We start from the raw sequence: 21069 nt of genomic DNA, 5'->3' as shown, positions 1-21069 counted from the left end.
TGGTTTACTGAGGGTGCGCGGGGGCGCGCTGGTACGATCCCCAGGACGGGGACGAGATTGTGAAGTGGCCCGGTTATGTCAGGGCTTCGGGGTTGTCGAGCAGAACGACATAGTTCTCCGTGCGCTCTTCGCGCCGGTTGTCGTCGGCACCGGCTGGTGCCATGGATTGGCGACTGATACTGCTGATCCCTCCCCTGCGGGAAAGTCCTTGGAGGGCCGCGAAGGCCGGGGTGGCGAGCACGTCGGCACCGTCGGGTCGGCCAGGCTCGCCGCGCAGCCGAAGCTGTACGCGGCGCCAGCCGAGGTCGCGCTCGTCGGTCGAACCGTAGACACGGACGCCGGCCGCCTTGTCGGGGGTGGTGCCGAGCGCGCCGTAGAAGATGGTCACCGGGTCCGGGACCACGGGACCAAGCCCGTCCGGGTTCCAGTCCCACCCGGGGATATTGCCGAGGATGGAACAGATCAGCTTGGTCAGGGTTGCGTCATCCAAGAGCTGCCCGCACATTCTTCGCGATGATCGCCCCGACGTCGACCTCATCAACCGCGGCTTCAAGGAATTTGGCCTGCTCGCCCGGCTTGTGCTGGAAGTCGAGGTTCTCGTGCTGCATGCGCGCGATCGGCGATTTGAACCCGACCTGCAGCGTGAGGTCGTCGACGAGCGAGAACCCGGATTTATCCGCGGCCCCGGAGTCAGTAGGGCTCTTCTTACGGGCGACCTTCAGAATCTCGCGGCCCGCTTCGCGTAGTCCGTCCTGCGCGGCCTTCTCAACGATGGAGAGGACTGGCATATGTATCTTCATGGCTACCTTCCGGTATGGTGTGCTGCTATGACGACTCAGCCCGCAACTCAGAGCCCGCTTGCTACCCCGACGCTCGTCGTCGGCATTGCCGCGGCAGTGCTCGCGTTGCTCGGCGTGCTGCCGGTGGTCGGCCTGCTCGCCGCGCCCCTGGCGTTCATGGCCGCGATTGCGGCGATCATCATCGGACACATCGCGTTGGCGCGAGTAGCGGGCGGCAATGCCAAGATCGGCCTTGTGTTCGGCTACGTCGCTCTCGCACTGACGGTAGGAATGCTGATTCTGCGCTTCGTCTAGCTGCGCTACTTCAGGAACAGGACGAGGAACGAATCGAGATCGTCGAGGCCGTTCTCGTCGACGCCGACAGCAAGCACGACGGCTTCGCGCGCCCGAGGCTTGCCGGGCCACACGGTGACGAGCGAACCGACCGGGACATGCTCACCGATCGGCACCGTCACGGACGACGACGAGACGACCTCGCTGCCGCTGGCGCTGAGGATGAGACGCTGCTCATCCTTCACTTCCGCCTTCACGGTGCGGGCCGCGTCATAGGTGGTTCCCATCCCACCGGCGGGCCGGGCGCTGCGGATGCTCACCGTGTGCGGGTAGAAGAACGGGTCATCCCAGCTCATGAATACTCACCCTCGGCCCACTCGCGTGCGATCGGCCGCGCCGCCGGGAAGCTCCCGATCGGGAGGCCCGCCGGCACACTTGCCACCAGCGAGCGGAGACTCAGCCGGTCGTCATCGCTGAACGCCCCGCCGATGTCGCGGTAGCTGATCGACGTGCCGTTGCGACTCCGAGACGACACCCGCCGAGCCCCGGGAGCCGGGACCTCAGCGACGACGTTCTTCAGGATCGCGATCACGGTCAGGCGATCCTCACCCTCGGGGATGAGATCGATGCCGGGGGCGATGAAGCGCGCGAGCACCAGAATGCGCCGCGCGAGATCCACGTCGGTAGTGCTGATTTCCTGCGGGGTAATCACTCCACCGCCCCCTTCTCGTTACTTCGTTTCGGCTGCGACCTTGTCGGCCGCGGCCTTCTCTGCGGCAGCCTGTTCGGCTGCAGCGTCTTCGGCTGCCTTCTTCTCAGCGGCCGTGGGGGCCTTGACCTTCTCGATCAGGCCGAGCGCCAGGGCGTGCTTGATGCCGTCGACCGTGTACCCGTCGCCGACCAGCGCGCCGCGGTACAGGTACCGCTCGCTTCCGTCGACGGTCGGCAACACGACGGCCGCGCCGGTCACGACGTGGGCAGCCATTACAGGCCCGTGTTCGTGATGCGCACGCCCGCGAGGGGCTCGGTCACGACGGGCACGACCACGCGGCGGGCGCGCAGCTCGTACTTGTCGTCGCGGTGACGGTCAGCCTTGGTCTCGACGCCGGAGCCGCCGAATGTGGCGTACCCCGGGGAGCCGAGCTTCTCGTCGGCGACGCCACCGAGCTGGTCACGGTCGATCAGCAGCGGGTCGGTGCCCGTGTAGAACGGGGTCGTGACCCAGGTGAAGCCGAGCGCGTCGACCGGCAGGCTGCCAGTGATCGCGATGTTGCCCTGCTCGCGCGGCAGCGCCTTGTCGTCGACGAGCATGCCGATGAGCTTCGCGTACTGCGCGGGCTTGAGGACGACAGTCTGCAGGTCGAGGCCGGTGCCCGCGTCGGCGCGCTGGCCCGAGATGCTCGTGAGCGCCTCGATGACCTTGCCCGCGGTGGTCCACGGTGCCGGGGAGGCGAACGTGCTGGCGACCTTGGACGCGATGACGGCCATCGCGACACTGTCGACGTGGCGCACGACGGTGTTGCTCAGGCGGACGAGCGCCTTGTTGACGATGGTGATTCCCTGCTGGGAGATCTTCTCGTCGGTGATGTCCGTCTCGATGCCCCACTTGACGGTCTTCGCCGCGGCGATTTCGCCCTGCGTGAGAACCGTCTTCGGGTACTCGGCGCCCGGCGAGACGGCCTCGGGCGAGTCGGCAGCGAAGATCTGCTCGCCGGTATCGTAGAACAGTCCGCCACCGAGCGCGGAGTACCGGCCCGAGAGCAGGTAGTCGGCGACGAAGCGCATCTTGGTGAGGTCCGCGACGCGACGCGCGATGAGCTGCGGGCTCTGCAGCAGAAGGTGGATCTGCGAGGTGGTGAGTGCGCCCGTGGGCACCGCCACCGGGTAGGTGTAAGAGGCCATGCTGTGCTCCTTAGATGAAGAGGACGTCGATGACGTCCAGGTCGGCGGCAGCAGCCTCGAGGGCAATGCCGATGGGGTTGACGCCGGCGGCCTGGGTGGCGACCTTCCCGTCGATGGCCGAGATGACCTTCGCGCCGGCGGCGATTGCGCCACTGGCAACGAGCTGCTGCACACCGGTGGGACGGGTGTACACGGTGACGTTCTCCGCGGCCAGGGCGTCGAAGCCAGCGACGCCGACGACGGTGGCAGCGTCGGCGCCCGCTGGGCCAACAGTGCGGTTGCCGACGACGGCGACGAGGCGGCCACCGACGACAGCGACCGCGGCGGCGAACGTCACGGCCTTGCCGGGGGTGAACTTGGGCAGGTAGTCAGCCATGGTTAGGCATCCTTCGTGTCGGTGCCGAACGCAAGCGCGAACAGGCTGTCGGATTCGGACGGCTCGTCGGAGGTGCCGATCTCGGCCACCGGGACGGTGTTCTTCGCGAGCGAACCGATGAGGGCCGTGGTGCCCTCTTCGCTGGCGTTGAGCGAAGCGAGCCAGGTGTCGCGGGAGGCCGGCGCAATGCGGCCGTCCTTCACTGCGCTGTCCACGATGGCTGCGCGGCGGCTGTTGTCCTGCTCTTCACGTGCCTGGCGACCCAGCGCGGCGGACGCCTGCAGGTCGGTGAGCACGGCGGAGTCGATCAGGACCGTGCCGGCCGGGATGGCGGGGGCGGTGTCGGTGACCTGTTCCGCGAGAACCTCGTCCACAGCTGCGAGGAGCAGCTCGTCGGAGATCGCGGAATCGGTTACGCCGAGCCGCTCGCGGAGGCCAGCCTTGAGAATGTCACTCATGTTGAGCGGTTCCTTTCGGGTGGGTTGTCCCAGCTCGGACGAGCTCGGGAGATTGTGGGGCCGGGCTGCTGCCTGGTTGGGGAGGAGAACAACACGGGCGAGAGGGTCATCAGCGTTGTCGGGAACGGTGATGACCAGCTCTTCGCCGCCGACCGTCTCGGTTTCGCCGGCGTCGGGGATGACCGCGATGCGATCTGCCAGGCCGAGCTCGACGGAGGCCGCTGCAGTCATCCATGTCTCATCCGCAAGGAGAGCCGCCCAGTCTTTGGCACCCGCCTTTTCGGTGTAGATCTCGACCATGGACGCTTCCACGCTGTCGAGCACGTCGGCGGTCTTTCGGAATTCCCCCGCGTTGCCGTAGGAGAATGACATCGGGGAGTGGATCATCATCTGAGAGCCGGGAGACATCACGGTTTCACCACACCCCGCGGCCACGAACGACGCAGCGGATGCGGCCAGACCGTCGACGACAGCGATCACGCTGGCCTTGTGGGCACGCAGCATGTTCAGGATCGACATGCCCTCGAACACTTCGCCGCCGGGGCTGTTGATCCGGAGGATGATCTGCGTGACGGTCTCGGGGAGGGCGTCGAGCACTGTGCCCATGTCCTTCGTGGAGATGCCCCAGAAACCGCCGAAGCTGTCTATCGGGCCGTACATGCGGATCGTCGCCACGGTGCCATTGCCGGCAGAGGCCGGAGTGGTGATCGCGTTGAAGAACTCGGCCTTCGACGTCGGGAGTGACGCATCCCCCCAGTACCGGTTTGTGTGTTTTGCGGTGTTCGTCATGCCGCCTCCTTAGGCTTGGTTCCATCCACCGGAGCGGGTGCGTTTTCGTCTTTCACAGGCAGGCTGAATGCCGCCCGCATGAATGCCTCGAGCGTCTCGTCGGCCTTGATGACCCCCGCGTCGATGAGGCTCTTGAGCGCTTCGGCAGTGAGCGACCCGCCCGAGCCGATGGGCTTGAACACCAACCGCGGGGCCGGTTCGAACTCGCCCCAGTTCCAGTCGACGAGATCCTCGACGACATGCGCCTGGGCCACGTCCTGAATGTGCGCTGCGACAGCATTCAGTGAGCTGGTGAAGAAGTCAGCGAACGTGGAGCCGAGCGCCCAGGAACCGGTCTCGGTCCCGAGGTTCAGGAAGTGCGCCAGCACCGCGCGAGCGATCTGCTCGTCGTGATAGCGGATCGGCTGATCAGTGTCGGGCAGCTTGCCCGTGACGCCCATGAGCGTGAGCTTCGCGGCGTTCGGGATCGACGCGCCGGCAGCTTCACCTGCACGGAACCCCTTCGCCAGCGCGAGACCGGCGATCTTCTCCGACTCCTGCCAAGCCTTGCGCTCGGCGGCGTCCGCGTTGTCCGGAACCGGTGCGCCCTCGTAGACGGGCACGCCGAGGCCGTTGCGCTCGACCGTGAGGGCCTGCGCGCGCAGCATCCGGTCCTTCAGTAACCAGTTCTTATATGCCGTGCGGAGCAGGCTCTGGCCGATCCAGTTGCCGCCCTCGCGGTCACTGATGTACGCCACGAGCCGGTCGACCGGGATCGGTGCCTTGAGGCCGTGCTGCTCGATCGACACCAGTCCGCCATCGCGGGCGACGTTCACCGCCGAGATACTGCGCGGCGGTCGCCATGCCAGCTTCTTCAGCCGCAGCCGCCCCGCCTCGGGCCGGTAGACCTGCTCGAAGTAGGAGTGGCCGTAGACCAGCTCCAGTAGTGCGAGACGCAGGTGCTCGCCCCACTGGAAGCGGCCCTTCGTGCGCAGCGGATTGACCGGCGGGCGACCTTTCACCGGCAAGCCGAGGTCCGTGGACACGAGATCCACGACCTCATCGCTTGCGCCAGCCGGGTCGATCATCCACTCGGCACCACGAATCGGGAGCGTCACCGCGCGCAGCACCGACCCGATCTGGGAATCCTCGCGACGCATCTTGTCGAACACCTCGACCGACAGCGGCCATGCTAGATCCGGATTCGTCTCGTGAGACTCGGCGGCCATGCTTGCCCAGGACGAGAGCCCGCTTACCTGATACCCCTGCTCTTCTGGCATGCGGCACCTACTTTCAGAATTGGGCTAGAAGGAAACCGATGCGAGGTTCGCATCGGATGGCGTCACGTCGTCGCGGGTGACCATCTCCGCCTGGGGTGGTGGAGGTGGAGTCTCTTCGACGAGGGGAGGAGCGAGGATCTCGAGCCCGTACAGCGCCAGCGACATTGCGATGAGTCCCGAGATATCTACCGGCAGAGACTTGGGCCGCGACCACGCCTTGTTGTCTCCGTACCGGACGACGACACCGCCCTGCACGGCAAGGTCAATGTCGGGTTGGTCAACGACGACGAGGTTCTTGTCACGCACCGCATCCTGATGGCGCCCCGTAGCAATCGCATACGTGGGGCCGTCGATCTCATGAACGATGAGGCCGAGGTCCTTGAGCGGCTTGATGAACTCCATCGCCGCGCAACCCCTGGCATTCAGGGCCACCTCACGGTGCCCGGATTCCTCGGCCAGATCGGCGAGGTATGGGGGCAGCCAGATCATGCCGGCGCGTTTGATCCGGCTGTAGGAGAACGGCTTGCCGTCCTCGGTGTAGACCGCAGAGGAGAGCCAGGTCGTGTTGCGGTCGTCCGAGACATCCACGCCCCACACGGTGCGGCCGCCCTTTGGGATGTGGATGTCCTTGATCGGGCGGACGAGCCTGCGGTACTCCGGCACTTCGATGAAGTTGTTGACCTCGGCGGTGACCCACTGGCCGAGCACCTCGACGCGCTCGACGTTCTTCTCTTTGGCCTCAGCCGCCGCCCGCATCAACCCGACGATGGTCATGCCGGGCAGGTAGCCAGCGCTCGGGTTCGCCTGGCGGAATGCCTTCGGATCGTCGAGGGCTGCGTCCTGCTCGGCGGACCACTCAGCTACAAACCACTGAGTGTCCGGGTCGTCGACGCCCTCGTGCGCGGTTGCGCGCACGTCCTTGAGGACGCGAGAGCGCTTCGTGCCGGAGTTGGAGAATGCCACCAGCAGCGAGTCGTACATCGCGTTCGCGGACTTCTCAATCGCCGACCAGCCCTCGTAGTCGTACTGCTCGCGCAGCTCGTCGAGGAGGAGCCGGGCCGCGCTCTGGCCACGGGCGCCGTCGAAGGTTCGGGGAAGGTAGGAGCCGCCGCCGATGGTGCGCAGCTCGGTCTCACCGTTGGTCGTGCGCGGCGGGTACGTGAACCGCTGCAGCGCCGGCACGCGGTCGTGCGCGATGCCGACCTTCGGGTCGTCAGGTGCGCCCCACCGGCGGACTGCCTTCCACGGCTTCATCGCGATGTCGAGCTTCTGGGCGCCGCCGACAACGACGAAGTCTTGCTCGGGCAACTGGTCCGGCCAACGGCCCGCGTCGACGTACAGCCAGAACGCCGCGAGCACGGCGGCGATCATCGTCTTCCCGTTCTGCCGGCCGACGATTACGAGCGCCTTGCGGAACCGCAGCAGGCCATGCTCGTCGATCTCGAGCATGTGGATCAGAAGCCACATCTGCCACGGGAACAGCTTCACCCGCAGGATGTTGGTCGCGAAGTCGATAACTTCGAACCCTCGGGAGGTCTCAGGAGTCAGCTTGCGGAGTGGCTTCGTGTAGATCCGCGGCTTCGTCCGCCCAAGTTCCTTCGCGGACACGAGCACCTCCGCAGAAACTAACCGGCGCTACGCCCCAGATTGCGGAATGCAGCTAACTCATCAGGGGCCGCTGCGCCCGGTTTCTTCCCAGCGGTGAGCTCACCGCGGCCGCCAGGCGTCAGGCCGAGCGATTCGGAGTACTTCAGGTACGTCGGCAGCGACACATTGTCCGAGGCCGGCGGGCGGATCTTCGACTCGGGGTCCGCCGCGATCTGCTCCAGGAGGTGATCGAGGACGGTGTCGTAGTCGTCGACCTTGTGCGCCAGGGTGAGCAGAGCCGCGATCGCGCCGGCGTCCTTGCCCGTCGCGTCGAGATGAGTCGCAGCACCGATCGAAATCTCGGTGGCGACGACAACATCGCCGATTCCGTACCCTCTTTCCGCGCACGCGCACGTGCGACCCCCGGTCAGACCCTCGGGGAGAGAGGACAGCTCCCCTTGGCGGTGGTCCTTCCCCTCGGCCGTCGCTGGATTTTCTGACGGATTCGGGGTGTGCGAGGCCGTCAGCAGGTCCTGGGGTGCCACAGGGGCGACCGTGTGGCTTCCGTCTGCCTCATGGTGAAGCGTGGAGGGTGTGAGCGTGGCTAGCTGCTGTCCGCACTCCTCACAGGTGAGCAGGACACCGTCAGGTGCGAGGAAGGATGCTTCGATGCGGTCGGCGAGTACCCGGACGCTCCGGGTCAGGTGAGCTCGAAGCTCGGTCCGGTTCACGTCAACGTCGAAGCGGGCGGTGTCATCCGTGCTGGTCAACGCCCTGGTGCGCAGTGGCACCTCGAAGGTGACCAGGTCGATGGGCAACTCAGTGCCGCCGAGGGTGACGACGAGGGTCGCGGTGAGTGGTGCGAGCTTCGCCATGGTGTCTCCCTTCGTTGATGCGGGCACGTGTCCCTCAGTACCGGACGATCTCGCCGGCCGGGCTGGCCCTGACGACTTGGTGCAACTCGCGGACGAAGTCACTGCCCATGTCCCGGTCGTCTTCGACCAGCACCACGTCGGCGCTATGGCCGCGAAGCTGCGGACGGGTGAGGAAGCGGACCGACCCTCCACTCGGGAGCTTGACCCGTGCGTCCCCGTTGGCTCGTCGCCACTGAAGGTCAGGCACGAGCTGGTGCACCTCGTCGACAGCGTCGGTCACTGCCCTGCCATGAGGTGACACCACGATGATGCGCGCGCCATCGGCTGCTGCAGCGAGCAGGCCAATAGCTGTGTACTTGTTCACGGTCAGTACCTCTGGTTCGTGATGTGCCCGCCGTTGAGTCCGTGCTCGATGGTGGTCGACGTGTCCTGCACTCCGAGGTGGGCATCGCAGGTCGGGCAGACAGCGATGATCTCGACCTTGGCGGTCTGGATGGTGGCGAGGATCTGGTTCGCTGCCGACCGGAGTGCCCCGGCCATCGCGGTCATGAGCTCCTCGTTGGTCGCGCCCTTGAGGCTGACCATGCCGGTCTCGGCGTCCAGGGTCGCGTTGACCGGGACGCTGAACGTCCCGAGCCCGATCGCTTCGGAGCCTGCGAGGCTGACGCTCACGGTGCCCTCGATGGGTAGCAGTGCGGCCATGGTCTGTTCTCCTGTCATCGGGTTACCACCAGTCGGGCACGCTCTCGCCCAGGCCAGCAGTCGGTGTGGTCTTGCCTCGCTTGAGGTTGCACGCCATGTGCGAGTGTCGGAAATTGTCCGGGTCCTCTTGCAGCTCGGGGCGGTCGTGGACCGTGTGGTAGTGGTCGAGGTTGTGCGAGTCCGCCGTGGTGTGCGGGTCGGCGACGTAGTCGATCGCCGAGCGGCACAGCCAGCAGTCGGACAGGACCCGCACGTCAGGGTCGCTGGACCGTGACTGTGTGCGGCCCTCCTCGAAGAACTCATCGCGCAGAGCGTGCATGCGGCGCGTGTTCGTCCGAGCCATGAGCTACCTCCGCGTCCTGCGCTTCCGGTGTGCCGCTGTCTGCTGCTGCCGGCCGCTGCTCTTCTTCGAGACCGTCATGTGCGGGAGCAGGTCGAACCAGGACGCCGTGCGCGTGCGGTCGATTCTCGGGGCCGCGGTGATGACGAGCACGGCCGAGCTGATCAGGAGCGCCCCGAGGAAGGTCAGCATGTGCGCCCCTCTCGGTTGGATGCCCCGGTTCGGGGTCTTGTTTCATCTACCAGGGGCAGCGAAACTTGGATGTTCACGAACGATTGGGGGAAGCATGTTCAAGATCACGTCGAGTAGCGATATGGCTAACTTCTTCGATGGCGTCATCAGCGACGTCATGGAAGATGTTGAAGAGGGGATGGCCGCGGACCTTGCGGAGAAGGCGCGGGCGCAGGGGCTCACCTCTGTGGATAGCTACGAGCTGGACCTGCAGACGGACGACCCGAGCGTGACGATCAATGAGGCGCGCGTGCGGGCTCTGGCGAATGGGATACTCGCCGCCGGGTAGTCGCTTTGCGGCCCCGGGTAGGCGCGCGGGTTGACTTCTTCCGCGCCTTCCCGGGGTTTCTCCGATTTCGGCGGGGTCTAACCCCGTGATTCTGGAGACCTGACGCGCTACCCCGGCACCCTCAGCCGCGTTGGACCCAGGACGTGGCGGAGTTCTCTGCGAGTATGAGCTCAACTCCGGGCACTGGGCCCGGTGCGTGAGGAAGGTTCGTACATGAACGTCACTTGCCCGGCATGCGGTGCACCCGCAATTGCCACGCCAAACACTGATCGTCGCCTCGCCTCGAACGATGAGTACCTGATTCAGTGCACGAAGTGCGATATCACTCGGGGGAACCTGACTCCGCCGACTGATTTTCGCCTGAGTTAGTTCCGGCACGCCCGCGCAGAGACACCAGGCCTAACAGGGAACGACCCTTCAGGGGTTCTTTACTGAGCGTGCAGCGTTGACGCGGCGTGCCGGAAGTTGGTCGACGGTGGCTGACAACCCTGCCGGGTCTTCGCGTCAGTTGTCACCCGCACCATGTGCACTGGTGAGGGGTCGCGTGCCGCCTGGCACCACGCAAGATTGAGGTGAGCAGGGCAGGCGGGCCGGGATCAAAGTCCGCGCCCTGCCCTGCCCCGCTCGTGCCCGACGTCAGCTTCAGTCCCGTTCAGCGATGCTCTCCCGGGCCGGTATTCGCGCGCGCGCGAACTCAACGTCGCGCCGTCCCGGTTGCCGGGGGCCTTGGGGTGCAGTGTGGACAGGTGACGTCGAGCAGGTTCCGACCGGGGGCACCCGGCCGGAAGCATCTGGGTACGAAAAAGGCCCGCCGTTTCCGGTGGGCCCAATCCTGCACTACGTGAACCGTAACACAGTTCTTCGCACGTTTCGCATGAATGTCAAGTCGTGTCTTCGCTGCCGGGCGGGTGCGCGGTCGACATGTGAAAGTCGCTCGCCTCGAGCGCCTCACCGACGTGCTCGCCGCTGTTGAGGCTTGAGCAGAGTAGGCATCGGATCGTGATCGCCATCACTCGCCTGCCTTCCGGTACTCGGTAGCACGAGCACACAGCGCGCGAGCGAGGTAGTCGTCCGTGAGGTGGCTAGCGACCTCCTCCAGCTCTTCCGCCCTCACCCGCCGGTCGTGCTCGGCCAGAGCATCGGTGGACACCTGGGTGAGGATGCGACGAGCCTCCGGGCCCACGTCGCCGATGAGATTCAGTACCCGCTCGATCACCGCGAGTGCAGCGCAACGCTCGGCGGCGACCTGGTCCACCTTCGCCTTCATCCACTCGTAGTCCGCCGCCCGCCCGGCCCGCTCCGTTTGCAGCTCGGCCCAGTACTTCGCGTCGGCGTGAGGGGAATCCTTCTCAGCGCGGAGAGTGGCGACCTCCCGTTCGAGCCTGCCCACTTCCTCCTTCTCCACTTCCAACATCTCAGCTGCATCGTTGGCGCCCATCAGCTCTCCTCCGTACTGGGGGTGACGGCAGCGTACGGATTCGCGTGCGGGTGCTCGGCGGCGTCCGGGTCCGAGGAAAGGCCGCGCGCCGAGAATGACTCGTCTGCGCTCCCCGCTTCATACCCCGCGTACCAGGCCCGTGCCAGCGGCTCTCGACGGTAGCCATCGGCGAGGATCGCGTCAGTGGTCCGGTCGATCAGCGGCCCCATGTCCTGCCCAAGGGTGCGAGGGGCAACCCGATCTGGGTAGTTGCTCGCGTTGCACTGCACCCCGCCAACGACACCACGCAGCGCAGCCCGTTCCGGCGCTCCCGTTACGGGTGGGTTGCGCAGGGCATCCGCCAACCCGGCGAGCGCCCGGACGGTGCTGCGACCACTCTGCCGGCCACCCATGTACATCATGCGCTGGCCGGTGGTCAGGTAGGCGTCCAGCACGGCCACCTGCCAGGGCAACAGCTCGATGCCCAGCACCTCGGCCAGCTGCTTCGCCTTGGTCGTGCGGACGGGTGCCGGCACCTCGGTCACGAGTTGCCCCCCTCGGTGCCGAACACTGGAGTACCCAGCCGACCGAGACCCTCGTTGCACTCCCGATACCGTGGCTACCCGTTCAGGAGCGTGTTCCACTCCCGCACCTTCGCAATCACCGCGAGTGCCTCGGCGAGTTCCCGTTCGGCCGCCTTTCGGGCGAGGAACAGGATGTCGGTGTCCTTGACGTACTTCTCCTGAAGGCGACCGATCATTTCCAGCCGTTCGCTGTCGAGTGCCGAGTCGGATTTGATCCTGTCCGCCAGCCGGTGCAAGAGGTTGCTCACCAGCGGGTTGCCTCCCATCGGGAACGGGTTAGTCCCGGCCGCAGCGCGTGCCTCGGCGATCAGCCCCTCGTACTCACTCATCGGCTACTCCCTCGGTGTCAGTGCTGGACGTGGTGGTGGCAAACAGTGCGGCGTTCATGCCACGGATCGTTCTGCCGGCTGCGAGGGCAGCGCAGCCAGCGCAGACCGTGTGCCAGACTCCGGGTCCCGTGATCCCGCCGCCGACCGAGAAGCCGACGATGTGGCGGCCGTTCTCATCGCGAGCGTGCCGGTCGAACCCGCAGATGCATGGTCCCGTGCCGCCCAGCTTGCCGGGCCCCGCGAGGTGCAGGGCGAGGTTCGGGCCGGAGTCGAGCAGCGTGTACCCTTCGCAGGGCATCGAGCACTCAACGGTGGTCAGCACGGCCCTCGCGGCCGCCGGCACCCGGCGGGCCCGATCTGCCGCTTCCGCGTCTTCGACGGCCAACCTGGTCACCCGGTCGGTGTGCTCCTCTTCGTGCGTCATGCTGTCCTCCGTGCTGCTCGAGGGCGCCCAACCCGGGCGCCCGACTTCTTCGCTGCATCAAGCAGCCGATCCTCACGACACAGGTCGAGCGTGAACGTCAACAGCCCCCGCTCCTCCCACCGGTAGATCGTGGATAGGGCCTTGCCGACCCGCACCGCGGCCGCCTTCCGGGTGAGGAACTTCACAGACTCACCAGGCGGACCGGCACACGGCCGAACCACCAGAACCGCGGCATCGCCGAGGTGGCCGGCCAGTTCTCGATCTCGCGATACCGGCGGGGCAGCCAGCGCTTGGCGCCGCGACGGATGTCAATCAGCGGCGGCATCGCCTCGAACGTCTCGAGCGCGTCGAAGCCGTTCACGTCGCTGCAGTGTTCCCGCATCGCCCGCTCACCCTTGACTGCGCTGTGAGTGCCCCACACAGTGAAGCCGTCACCGTCCTCCCACTGCCACGCCTGGATCTTGCTCGGCTTGATCTTCGTCTTCTTCGTCATGCTGCCTTGCCCTCCTTCTTGCTGAATGCGACAGCCCACAGGCCGTCGTCGTCGTCGTCGTGCTTCTCCCACCCGCACTTCGCGCAGAGGTACCTGGTCGGCCCGCCCTTACGCCTCGGCGGTATGACCTTCACCGCACGCAGCCCGCACCCCACCTCGGGGCACGGCTGCGCAGCCCAGAACGACTGATCCTCAGTCGGCCACCGACGCACCGCCCGGATGATCGTCCAAGCGTCCTTGTGCTCGGTCGGCGGCATATCGATCACGTCAGCACACAGGCCGAGGATCATCTCCTTGTCGTTGACCAGGATGTCGAGCATGCCGACGATGACCTCCACCGCCTCGAGCGCGTGGCCGTGCGCCGCGTCCGACTCCTCGCCAGGCTCCAGCCCGATGATGCGCATCCCAGCCCAGCGGCGCAGGATCCGGATCATGTCGTCGGATGCGTCGATGAGATCCGCCTTCACCGGTGCCGGCGCAGCGTCCGACGCCGACCCGCTCACCATCTCCTGGTCGTACACGGCCGCCTTGAGCGGGTCAGCCTGCGAGCGGATCAATGCAATCACGTCTGGCGCCGCCTCGAGCATGGTCAGGAGACGCTTGTAGCACCGGTCGCAGATGAGTGCACCCTCACGGGCCACCGTGGGCACACAGCCCCGGCAGCCGTCCTCGTCAGCATCCCCAAAGTTCGGGCACGCCGCGAAATGAACACCCCGGACCGCGCAGCCACGGACGCACACACGCTCGGCCATCAGAACGGGGTCTCGTCTTGGAAGTTGCCCGGAGTGTTCCAGACTTCGCCGCCGGCCGGTGGGCCGCTGGTAGCCCACTGCTCCTGGTTCTCTTCGCCGGCCTGCGCCTGCCGCCCACCGGACGCCTGATTCGCACCCTTCTGGACGCGGGTGAGCTGCGCCGTCGCGTACTTGAGCGAGGGGCCGATCTCGTCAATCTCCAGCTCCATGCTGGTCCGCTTCTCGCCCTCCTTCGTTTCGTAGGACCGCTGCTTCAGACGGCCGGTCGCAATGACCCGCGTGCCCTTCGTCAGCGACCCCGCGACGTGCTCGGCGAACTCACGCCACACGGACGCCCGGAGGAACAGCGACTCGCCGTCCTTCCACTCCGACGTTGCCCGGTCGAAGTTGCGTGGGGTGCTCGCGATCGTCATGTTCGCCACCGCCAGCCCATTCTGCGTGTACCTCAACTCCGGGTCGCTCGTTAGGTTCCCGACGACAGTGATTACGGTCTCTCCGGCCATGGTCAGTTGCTCTCTTTCGATGTGATTTCGCCGCGCGCTGCGGCCTGGATCTTCGCCACTGCGGCGTCGTGCTCGGCTGACTCGGGGATCAGGTACGTCCCGAACCGCGGTTCATATCCGCCGGCCTTTTTCGGGGCCATGGTCTAGCTCGTCTCTGCGGCAGATGCCGCGCTGGTTGTCGTCTTCTTCGGCCGGCCCTGCGCTTGGGCGGGCAGCTTGAGCTGGGACCGTCGCCGCTGGACCGTTGCCAGGCTGTACCCGAGCTCGGCCGCTATCTGCTTGTCGTTCAGGCCCCGACCGTGGAGCTTCGTGACAGCGACGAACTGCTCATCGCGATCGCTCCGGATCATTGCCCTCGATCGCTTCGGGGTCCGCTTCGACACGTACTTCGGTCTCGGTACTGGCTGGGCCACTGGCTTCGGCACGGATGCCGGCTTTGACCTGGTCGGGGCTCCGAGCGCATGCCGCACGAGCTGCTCCACCAAGACGTGGGACTGGATGCCGCGGTTGCCCGCGATCGTCGCCAGCGCCCGGTACTCCTGAGCCGACAGGTTGAGGACAATCGACACCCGGTTCATGACGTGGCCTTCTGAAATCGGGGTGCTTCGTGCCGGCCGCACTTGCACTCGTGCAGCACGATGCGGTGACAGTCCCGGCTGTCGCACTTCCCCGGCACTCCGGCGACCTGGTTGCACTCGAGCGACAGGTCAGAGATCCGCAGCACGTTGATGGTCTTGCCGTCGACACGGGTCAGCGGGATCGATACCGGCGGTGTCAGGTCGGCCGGGGCGTACACCGTGACTCGGATCAGGTCCCGGCTCGAGTACGTGTAGGTGGTGTCCATCAGTCATCGTCCGATCTGGTGAACGTAGGACGGGTACTGGACAGGTGCTGATCCGACCAACCACGGTGACGTAGCCGAGCGGTACCGCAGTTCCTGCAGGGGGAATCCGTGCCTTGAGGATGCGAGCGACAGAACGGCGACGGTGGCACATCCGGATCGGATCGAGAATTCTCCCCCTCGGCCCGCGCACTCTCGCGCGCCCACTCGGCATCCCTCCATGCACCCTCTCCCTCGCCCCCCTCTCCGCTCTCTCTTCTCTCCCTCTCCCCAGCCGCGATGGAATCCGGATCCACTCCGGATGGATTGACGAGGGGTGCCGGCGGTATCCGCGACTCGACCGGATGGTCCACACGGGGCCACTCGATGACCTGAAAGTAGGTGCGCGGGCCCACCTGGTAGAGCACGATGTAGTCGGCGTACGCCAGCTCGAGCAGCTGCTCGTTGATCACCGCGTCCGTCACGTCCGTGTCCAGCGGCCAGAGCGCCGCCTTGATCAGCGCCGGCGTCGCCGACTCGCGGCCGTGGTCGTCGGCGTACAGCCTCAACCCGACCGCCGTCAGCCTCGTCGCCACCGACAGCGACAGCAGGTCCTCGTTCCGGAACATCTCCGGCAGGATGTCCCGCTTCTTCCTCATACCCATAGCGCCTGATTCCCTGCATCATCGTCTTGATCGCCCGGCCCAAACTCGCGGCCGTGACCTTGAAACACTCCGTGAACCCGCGCCCGCCTCGCAGCAGGTGCAGGCTGTCGTTCTCCCGCGTGAACGCCCGCTCGAACCACCCGTCGAGCTCAGCCAGGGCGCCGCGCTCCCAGATCGCCGGGGTGTCGCGCAGCAGCACGATCACCACGCCGCCGGTCGCGCCGAACCCCCGCAGCCGGGACATCTTCCACGCCCGCCCGATCTTCAGCACCTGGTGCTCGGGCCAGTACACGGCGTACGTCATCGCGAGGCGCGGGACCGCGGCCGCGGCGGTCACGCGATCGCCCCAAGGTCGAACGGCTGAGAGGTCTCCCGCTCGAGTCGTCTGGCCGCGGCCTCGCACTGGCTCTCGCGCTTCTCGAACAGCAGCGCCTTCCGGCCGAGCTGACGAGCGGCTACCCCAGTGCTGGCCGACCCGGCGAAGAGGTCCACGACCAACCCGCCGATCGGCACCGAGCACGTGATGTACTGACTGACCAGCTGCACCGGTTTCTCGGTCTCGTTGATGGCCTTACCGTGCATCGATCTGAGCTTGATCACTGAACGCATGATGCGATCACCTCCGTCCGTGCTCTCGTAGTTGGTCCCGGCGATCTCGCCCATGTGGGTCGGCCGTTCCTTGCGGCGCACGGTCTTGCGCATGGCGTCGGCGGTCTTGGGTGGGTCGTTGTAGAGCCCCCCCCACTCGCCGCGGTACCACTGGACGGCGAACTCGTGCACCCGCTTGAACCGGTCGTTGTGGAACCCCGAACCGTTGTGCTTCTCCCACACCGTGTCCTGCGCGAGCTTCCACGTCGCGAACTCGGCCGCGCGCTCGTGGAACATCCGGAACGACCCGAAACACCAGAGATTGTCGGCGATCGCCGCAGCGTCAGCGAGCCAGCCAATAGGCCAGACATCCCAGTCGAGCGAGGTCTCGCCATAGGGCGGGTCTGTCACGATCGCGTCGGCCTTGGCCGCGGTGAGCGTGTCCATGTGGTCGCGGAAGTCACCGTGATAGAGGGTCACGGCGCTGTCCTCGTAGTAGGGCTTCATGCTGCGAGCCTCGGCGGCGTGACCGACGCGTTGCCGGCGTCGTCCAGCCAAACGTCGCACCCGTACACCGCGTGCCGCACCGGCACGAGTAGTGGGTTGTCCGTCGCCAGGAGCGCGAGGCCGACCATGCGAGCCGACACCGGGTTCGCGTGAACCCAGCCGTGGCAGCCCGTCGTGCCCGAACCGCAGAGCAACACAGCGTTCGACACCTCGTCGCCACCACGGCGCGACTTGAACTTGCGGTGATGACGCGAACCGCCCGACCAGATCACCACGCCGCAACGGGCACACCGCTGCTTCTCTCGGGCGTCGATCAGCGCGCAACGCTCAGCCATCAGCATCCCCGCCATCCGAAGAGGCGGCAGCGGCTTCGGGTGCGCGCTCACTCTTCGCCGCCCTCGGCCCGGTCGGCGCAGTTGCCGCAGAGCCCGTCCCATCCCTCGCCGTCGGCGGTAGTGTCGTCGCACTCGGGGTTGCGGCAGCCCTCGTCCTCGTCGTCGTCGTCGTCCAGTGCTGCTGCGATCTCGACGGGAACGGGGATGAGGCTCTCTTCAACCTCTGACACGCCATAGCCCCACGCGGCCAGCTGAGCGAAGTACACGCCGATCTGCGCGCCCGTCTGCTGCCAGGTGGCAGCATTCAGATTGCTCTCGTTGTGAAGAACTGCCAGCGCGGTGAGGACCCGTTCGGCCTTCGCTGGGTTGCGGTCGAGATAGTCGGCGAGTTCGGCCGCAGCGGTGCCAACGGTGAACCTAAAGCCAAGCATCTCGGCCGCACGCTCGGTGGGTTCGATGATCAGATCACCGGGTGCGACGTGCTCGATTGTCTGCGTCATTGCTTCCCTTTTCTGGTTGGTGGTGACGGGAGCGCTCATGCGGCAGCCCGGAAGATCAGTTCGTCCTGGTCGAACGCGACGAGACCCAGCTCCTGCCGGATCCGCAGCACCGTTCGGTCAGCGATGCGCAGCCGTTCCGCGATCAGCTGGTCGGACCAGCGCCGAGCGTGCAGCTGCGTCACCGCGGCGCGGCGCTCGAGCGCGGTAAGGCGCACGTCCTCACCCGACATGGCGAGTTCCACCGCGGCCTCGTCGATGCCGTCAGCCGTGCTGGCCTCGGCAACGGGCGGTGCGACGTCGGTGTCGATGTCGTCCCACGCCATGGGCGGCAGCCAACGGCGCGCCGCCGCGTAACGCTTCGCCCGGTTGAACGAGGACAGCGACCGCCACTCGTTATGCGCGGGCTCCGTGTTCCATAACTGGTCGAACAGGACATGCACCTCACGGTGCAAGCCCACACAGACGGACGCGGCGCCCATCATCCGGTTGAAGTTGCCGGGTTGGATGTCGAGATGCGCCGCAAGCTTCGACTGAGACCAGCCGATCGAGACGAGCGCCTGCAAGCGGCGATGAGTCCCACGCGACGGGATGACCGCGCCGGCAGCGAGCAGCGACAGATCAGGCTTCACGGCCAGGATCGCGTCCGCCTTGACCCGCGTCGTGCGCTTCAGAACTTCGCCCTTTCGCGGGTCGCTGTTGCTACCCTTGCGGCCGTAGAGGAGCTGCGAGACTGCCGTGTTGCCGACGCCTGACAGCGCGGCGATGCGCTTCCAGCCAAGGCCGGACGACTGCAGCAGTTCGATGTGCTCGCGCACCGGCTCGGCCGGCACGTACGGGTCAACCCAACGGCCGTAGAGCTGAGCTCGTGTACGGACGCTGGCCCGGGTCGTCATCGCTGTGCGGCATCCGTCGCACCGGCACTTGTGGATCGCGTAGCACGTGCCGTTCACGGCGTGCTTGTGGTCGTCAGGGCAGACGAACGGGGCCGTCACGAGCAGGCCTCCTCGATATAGCACTGGTCGCACTCGCGGGCGATGTCCAGCCCACGCTCGAACGGCATGCGCAGCAGCGCCTGGTGGCGCTCGCATGGGGCGAACATCGGCGCGTTCACGACTTGTGCTCGTTCCGGAAGTTCGCGTTGAGTGAGCGCAGGATCTCAACGTCCTCAGTCAGAGACTTGCGAACCTCCCGCGCGTATTCGAGGAGCAGCTCGCAGGTGTCTACGTGCTCGCCGGCGGTGATCACCTCGGTGTCGCCCTCTTGCTCGATCTTGCGGTCCTCGGCCGTCGTGCCTGTGGCCCGCTTGCGGGCGTAGGCCCTCGCCACGAGCAGCGTGCGCTTCGCATCCTTGAGCGCCTTTGACCTGGCGTTGAGGATCGCTGGTGCCTCGGCAATCAGACGGCGGGACAGGAGTAACGCACCCGCCGCCTGTACCGGGGTCGGAAACATCGCGAGGAGCGCTTCCTCGTTGAGGTCGGCCAAGTTCAGCGGCACGAGCTGACGCGATGCGACGACCTCGCCCGTGGCGTTGCTGACGCCGAACTCGTCGCTCATGCTGCCGACCGTTCGCGAGAGCGCCGCGCGGCCGCGGCGACCTCGGCGGGAGTAGGAGCAGGACGTGCTGCAGCGACGGCAGCAGCCGCGGCCGGCGCAGCCGCGACGGTGGCAGCCTTGATGCTGTCGCGGCGGTACTTGAACGCCCGCTCGAGCATGACCGTCACCGCACGCGCTTTCCGCGCCGCGGCCCACAGCTCGCCAACGGCCACCAGGGTGGACGCGTCGGCCAGTTCCGCGATCCAGTCGCGGGCGACCGGTGCCGCCTGGTCCGCCGTCGGTGCGGAGATCTTCCGCTCGTCGCCTGACGGCTTGGAAGTGATGACCTCGGGGAACGCCCGGATGTAGGCGAGGCGGGCTGCAGAGGCACCGAACAGTGCGTGCGGCGACCGCTCCCACAGTTCGCGCCACTCATCCTCGGCGGGCACGCTCTCGTCCCAGCCGATCACGACGCGGATCGGGACCATGAACCCGGCCCGGTGCACCGTCGCAGATGCGAGCAGCGGGTGCGGGTGCTCCTCAGTCGGCAGCAAGTACTCCGACCAGGTGACGCCGTCGATCGAGAACGACTGCTCGAACCCGCGCCACTCGCCAGTCTTCGCCGCGAGCACTCTGTACTCCGAGATCGTCTGAGCGATCTCCTTCTCGTCGGTGGCGCTCATGCTGCTGCTTTCTTGTCGGGCGCTTTGAACGCCAACGTGGTCGAGATCTTTTTCTTGCTGTAGAGCGTCACCGCGACCGCGGCCGCGTCGTCGGCCCGGGTTCGCAAGGCCACCCATGCCTCGTGGGAGTCGGGCTCGGCGGCCTTCCATGCGTCCTCGTCCAGCACATCGTCGGACTTGACCGAGTAGCCGAACCCGCCGCGCGAACCGGAGCGCTTGAGGCCGTCGACCTCGGCGTCGGGCGTCGCGGCGATGTACGCACGGATTACCTTCTCAGCGGCCTTCTCGTCCTTCGTCGCGATCGACTTGCGTTCCTTCGCGTCAGCCCAATCGGTGAGCGACTCGTCCAGGTCGTCGGGGATGTCGTCCAGCTCGGGGGCGCCGGCCTCCCGCCACGCAATGAACGCGTCAGCTTGAGCGACCAGCTGCGCAATGCGGTCGTCGTCGCGGTCGATCCACACGTGGAACGGGTCGTCGAGCGTCGCGTAGCCGTCGTCGCCGAGGACCTCCCACACGTACAGCCAGCCGTCAGCGCCGAGCACGTGGATGTTCCACTGGCACTGGTCGAAGTGGTCCGGCGGCACATCCATGCTGGTCCAGCCGAAGGCGTGCGATTTCACCTCAACACCGAACGGTGCGCTGTCCGCGCCGAGGCCGTCAGGCGTACCGCGGTGCAGCGGGAACTCGGGGTGAGCGAACAGGGTCGAGTTCGCGGTGACGCCGTACTGGCCGTCCGCCCACTCGAGCAGCACGGGCTCGCGCTCGTGTCCGCGCTTCGTGTGCCGGTTGCCGTGGAAGGTGGAGCCGTTGAGCTTGTCGGTCAGGATGCGGCGCCAGGTCTTGCGGCCACCGGTGGCGATGTCGTGGACTTCGGACGCGGTGACGCCCTCGGCGCGGAAGCCGTGCCACACTTCCTCGTTGTCGGCCTGGGATGCCAGCGCGATCGCGGCCGGCCTGGTCTTGGTGATGACGCTCACAGCGTGATTCCTCTCTCAACGAGCATGCCGATGACGAATGCCATGGCGACGACCGAGGCAGCAAGCCCGGCCCAAAGT

36 protein-coding genes are annotated in these 21069 nt (G+C 66.5%); 2 read left to right on the top strand and 34 right to left on the bottom strand.

From position 1 onward, the window contains the following. Positions 1-73: 73 nt before the first annotated feature. Together E3T37_RS03620 and E3T37_RS03615 are read right to left on the bottom strand one after the other, a co-directional pair. Positions 74-490 carry a minor capsid protein gene (locus tag E3T37_RS03620; RefSeq protein ID WP_134365477.1) on the bottom strand — a complete coding sequence of 139 codons (417 nt, stop codon included), beginning with the start codon at positions 488-490 and terminating at the stop codon, positions 74-76. Further along, positions 483-788, bottom strand: coding sequence for a hypothetical protein (locus E3T37_RS03615; protein WP_134365476.1), 306 nt, complete (start codon positions 786-788; stop codon positions 483-485). The genes E3T37_RS03620 and E3T37_RS03615 overlap by 8 nt, the downstream gene beginning before the upstream one ends. A 39-nt stretch (positions 789-827) precedes the next feature. On the opposite strand from E3T37_RS03615, the gene E3T37_RS03610 reads away from it, so the two are divergent. Beyond that, positions 828-1094, top strand: coding sequence for a hypothetical protein (locus E3T37_RS03610; RefSeq protein ID WP_134365475.1), 267 nt, complete (start codon positions 828-830; stop codon positions 1092-1094). A 5-nt stretch (positions 1095-1099) separates the two neighbouring features. Here E3T37_RS03610 and E3T37_RS03605 read toward each other — a convergent pair whose 3' ends face one another. From E3T37_RS03605 to E3T37_RS03545, 13 genes are read right to left on the bottom strand one after another with little or no spacing between them, the layout of a single operon-like run. Beyond that, on the bottom strand, positions 1100-1429 hold the full coding sequence (locus E3T37_RS03605; RefSeq protein WP_134365474.1) for a hypothetical protein: 330 nt from the start codon (positions 1427-1429) through the stop codon (positions 1100-1102). Next, the gene (locus E3T37_RS03600) at positions 1426-1785 is read right to left on the bottom strand and encodes a hypothetical protein (RefSeq protein WP_134365473.1); all 360 of its coding nucleotides are present in this window, start codon (positions 1783-1785) and stop codon (positions 1426-1428) included. Before E3T37_RS03600 ends, E3T37_RS03605 begins: the two co-directional genes overlap by 4 nt. 18 nt (positions 1786-1803) lie before the next feature. Next, positions 1804-2058 carry a hypothetical protein gene (locus E3T37_RS17020; protein WP_134365472.1) on the bottom strand — a complete coding sequence of 85 codons (255 nt, stop codon included), beginning with the start codon at positions 2056-2058 and terminating at the stop codon, positions 1804-1806. Next, positions 2058-2975: a hypothetical protein gene (locus E3T37_RS03590; protein WP_134365471.1), complete on the bottom strand. Its 918-nt coding sequence runs from the start codon at positions 2973-2975 to the stop codon at positions 2058-2060. Before E3T37_RS03590 ends, E3T37_RS17020 begins: the two co-directional genes overlap by 1 nt. A 10-nt stretch (positions 2976-2985) precedes the next feature. Beyond that, the gene (locus E3T37_RS03585; RefSeq protein WP_134365470.1) at positions 2986-3351 is read right to left on the bottom strand and encodes a capsid cement protein; all 366 of its coding nucleotides are present in this window, start codon (positions 3349-3351) and stop codon (positions 2986-2988) included. Between the two features lie 2 nt (positions 3352-3353). Beyond that, complete coding sequence (locus E3T37_RS03580) at positions 3354-4598, bottom strand: head maturation protease, ClpP-related (protein ID WP_134365469.1); 1245 nt, start codon at positions 4596-4598, stop codon at positions 3354-3356. Further along, positions 4595-5857: a hypothetical protein gene (locus E3T37_RS03575; protein ID WP_134365468.1), complete on the bottom strand. Its 1263-nt coding sequence runs from the start codon at positions 5855-5857 to the stop codon at positions 4595-4597. Before E3T37_RS03575 ends, E3T37_RS03580 begins: the two co-directional genes overlap by 4 nt. Before the next feature lie 24 nt (positions 5858-5881). Further along, positions 5882-7465, bottom strand: coding sequence for a terminase large subunit (locus E3T37_RS03570; protein ID WP_134365467.1), 1584 nt, complete (start codon positions 7463-7465; stop codon positions 5882-5884). 17 nt (positions 7466-7482) lie between these two features. Further along, positions 7483-8319, bottom strand: a complete 837-nt coding sequence (locus tag E3T37_RS03565; RefSeq protein WP_134365466.1) for a hypothetical protein — start codon at positions 8317-8319, stop codon at positions 7483-7485. 34 nt (positions 8320-8353) lie between these two features. Next, positions 8354-8683, bottom strand: coding sequence for a hypothetical protein (locus E3T37_RS03560; protein ID WP_134365465.1), 330 nt, complete (start codon positions 8681-8683; stop codon positions 8354-8356). A 2-nt stretch (positions 8684-8685) separates the two neighbouring features. Continuing rightward, complete coding sequence (locus E3T37_RS03555; RefSeq protein WP_134365464.1) at positions 8686-9021, bottom strand: hypothetical protein; 336 nt, start codon at positions 9019-9021, stop codon at positions 8686-8688. A gap of 22 nt (positions 9022-9043) precedes the next feature. Further along, a complete protein-coding gene (locus E3T37_RS03550; RefSeq protein WP_198415953.1) occupies positions 9044-9364 on the bottom strand; it encodes a hypothetical protein in 321 nt (106 codons plus the stop codon). 3 nt (positions 9365-9367) lie between these two features. Then, the gene (locus tag E3T37_RS03545) at positions 9368-9553 is read right to left on the bottom strand and encodes a hypothetical protein (RefSeq protein WP_134365463.1); all 186 of its coding nucleotides are present in this window, start codon (positions 9551-9553) and stop codon (positions 9368-9370) included. 94 nt (positions 9554-9647) lie between these two features. On the opposite strand from E3T37_RS03545, the gene E3T37_RS03540 reads away from it, so the two are divergent. Continuing rightward, on the top strand, positions 9648-9881 hold the full coding sequence (locus E3T37_RS03540; protein WP_134365462.1) for a hypothetical protein: 234 nt from the start codon (positions 9648-9650) through the stop codon (positions 9879-9881). Between the two features lie 1009 nt (positions 9882-10890). Here E3T37_RS03540 and E3T37_RS03535 read toward each other — a convergent pair. From E3T37_RS03535 to E3T37_RS03455, 19 genes are all read right to left on the bottom strand, one after another. Then, entirely contained in the window at positions 10891-11319 is a 429-nt protein-coding gene (locus E3T37_RS03535) for a hypothetical protein (protein ID WP_134365461.1), read from the bottom strand. Further along, positions 11319-11843 carry a hypothetical protein gene (locus tag E3T37_RS03530; protein ID WP_166806066.1) on the bottom strand — a complete coding sequence of 175 codons (525 nt, stop codon included), beginning with the start codon at positions 11841-11843 and terminating at the stop codon, positions 11319-11321. The genes E3T37_RS03535 and E3T37_RS03530 overlap by 1 nt, the downstream gene beginning before the upstream one ends. Before the next feature lie 74 nt (positions 11844-11917). Then, positions 11918-12211, bottom strand: a complete 294-nt coding sequence (locus tag E3T37_RS03525; protein WP_134365459.1) for a hypothetical protein — start codon at positions 12209-12211, stop codon at positions 11918-11920. Beyond that, positions 12204-12635, bottom strand: coding sequence for a hypothetical protein (locus tag E3T37_RS03520; protein WP_134365458.1), 432 nt, complete (start codon positions 12633-12635; stop codon positions 12204-12206). The genes E3T37_RS03525 and E3T37_RS03520 overlap by 8 nt, the downstream gene beginning before the upstream one ends. Before the next feature lie 181 nt (positions 12636-12816). Continuing rightward, positions 12817-13128, bottom strand: coding sequence for a hypothetical protein (locus E3T37_RS03515; protein ID WP_134365457.1), 312 nt, complete (start codon positions 13126-13128; stop codon positions 12817-12819). Beyond that, positions 13125-13880 (bottom strand): hypothetical protein, encoded by a 756-nt coding sequence (locus E3T37_RS03510; protein ID WP_134365456.1) that lies wholly within the window; start codon positions 13878-13880, stop codon positions 13125-13127. The genes E3T37_RS03515 and E3T37_RS03510 overlap by 4 nt, the downstream gene beginning before the upstream one ends. Next, positions 13880-14383: a single-stranded DNA-binding protein gene (locus tag E3T37_RS03505; RefSeq protein WP_134365455.1), complete on the bottom strand. Its 504-nt coding sequence runs from the start codon at positions 14381-14383 to the stop codon at positions 13880-13882. Before E3T37_RS03505 ends, E3T37_RS03510 begins: the two co-directional genes overlap by 1 nt. Positions 14384-14385: 2 nt before the next feature. Beyond that, the gene (locus tag E3T37_RS16705; RefSeq protein WP_166806065.1) at positions 14386-14523 is read right to left on the bottom strand and encodes a hypothetical protein; all 138 of its coding nucleotides are present in this window, start codon (positions 14521-14523) and stop codon (positions 14386-14388) included. A gap of 3 nt (positions 14524-14526) precedes the next feature. Next, on the bottom strand, positions 14527-14961 hold the full coding sequence (locus tag E3T37_RS03500; RefSeq protein ID WP_134365454.1) for a hypothetical protein: 435 nt from the start codon (positions 14959-14961) through the stop codon (positions 14527-14529). Beyond that, on the bottom strand, positions 14958-15227 hold the full coding sequence (locus E3T37_RS03495) for a hypothetical protein (protein WP_134365453.1): 270 nt from the start codon (positions 15225-15227) through the stop codon (positions 14958-14960). Before E3T37_RS03495 ends, E3T37_RS03500 begins: the two co-directional genes overlap by 4 nt. Then, positions 15227-15868 (bottom strand): hypothetical protein, encoded by a 642-nt coding sequence (locus E3T37_RS03490; protein WP_134365452.1) that lies wholly within the window; start codon positions 15866-15868, stop codon positions 15227-15229. Before E3T37_RS03490 ends, E3T37_RS03495 begins: the two co-directional genes overlap by 1 nt. Before the next feature lie 333 nt (positions 15869-16201). Further along, entirely contained in the window at positions 16202-16963 is a 762-nt protein-coding gene (locus tag E3T37_RS03485; protein ID WP_134365451.1) for a site-specific DNA-methyltransferase, read from the bottom strand. Continuing rightward, the gene (locus tag E3T37_RS03480) at positions 16960-17349 is read right to left on the bottom strand and encodes a hypothetical protein (RefSeq protein WP_134365450.1); all 390 of its coding nucleotides are present in this window, start codon (positions 17347-17349) and stop codon (positions 16960-16962) included. Before E3T37_RS03480 ends, E3T37_RS03485 begins: the two co-directional genes overlap by 4 nt. Continuing rightward, on the bottom strand, positions 17346-17837 hold the full coding sequence (locus E3T37_RS03475) for a hypothetical protein (RefSeq protein WP_134365449.1): 492 nt from the start codon (positions 17835-17837) through the stop codon (positions 17346-17348). The genes E3T37_RS03480 and E3T37_RS03475 overlap by 4 nt, the downstream gene beginning before the upstream one ends. Continuing rightward, positions 17834-18790 carry a hypothetical protein gene (locus E3T37_RS03470; RefSeq protein WP_134365448.1) on the bottom strand — a complete coding sequence of 319 codons (957 nt, stop codon included), beginning with the start codon at positions 18788-18790 and terminating at the stop codon, positions 17834-17836. Before E3T37_RS03470 ends, E3T37_RS03475 begins: the two co-directional genes overlap by 4 nt. Continuing rightward, on the bottom strand, positions 18787-18909 hold the full coding sequence (locus E3T37_RS17585) for a hypothetical protein (protein WP_255572546.1): 123 nt from the start codon (positions 18907-18909) through the stop codon (positions 18787-18789). Before E3T37_RS17585 ends, E3T37_RS03470 begins: the two co-directional genes overlap by 4 nt. Beyond that, the gene (locus E3T37_RS03465) at positions 18906-19352 is read right to left on the bottom strand and encodes a hypothetical protein (protein WP_134365447.1); all 447 of its coding nucleotides are present in this window, start codon (positions 19350-19352) and stop codon (positions 18906-18908) included. Before E3T37_RS03465 ends, E3T37_RS17585 begins: the two co-directional genes overlap by 4 nt. After that, complete coding sequence (locus E3T37_RS03460) at positions 19349-20014, bottom strand: hypothetical protein (protein WP_134365446.1); 666 nt, start codon at positions 20012-20014, stop codon at positions 19349-19351. Before E3T37_RS03460 ends, E3T37_RS03465 begins: the two co-directional genes overlap by 4 nt. Continuing rightward, positions 20011-20991, bottom strand: a complete 981-nt coding sequence (locus E3T37_RS03455; protein ID WP_134365445.1) for a YqaJ viral recombinase family protein — start codon at positions 20989-20991, stop codon at positions 20011-20013. Before E3T37_RS03455 ends, E3T37_RS03460 begins: the two co-directional genes overlap by 4 nt. Between the last annotated feature and the right edge of the window lie 78 nt (positions 20992-21069).

It is taken from the genome of Cryobacterium sp. TMT2-10 (assembly GCF_004403075.1).
Classification (GTDB): Bacteria; Actinomycetota; Actinomycetes; order Actinomycetales; family Microbacteriaceae; genus Cryobacterium; species Cryobacterium shii.
Note: the sequence above shows the minus strand (reverse complement) of the source record. Positions and strands in the feature narration are given on the sequence as shown.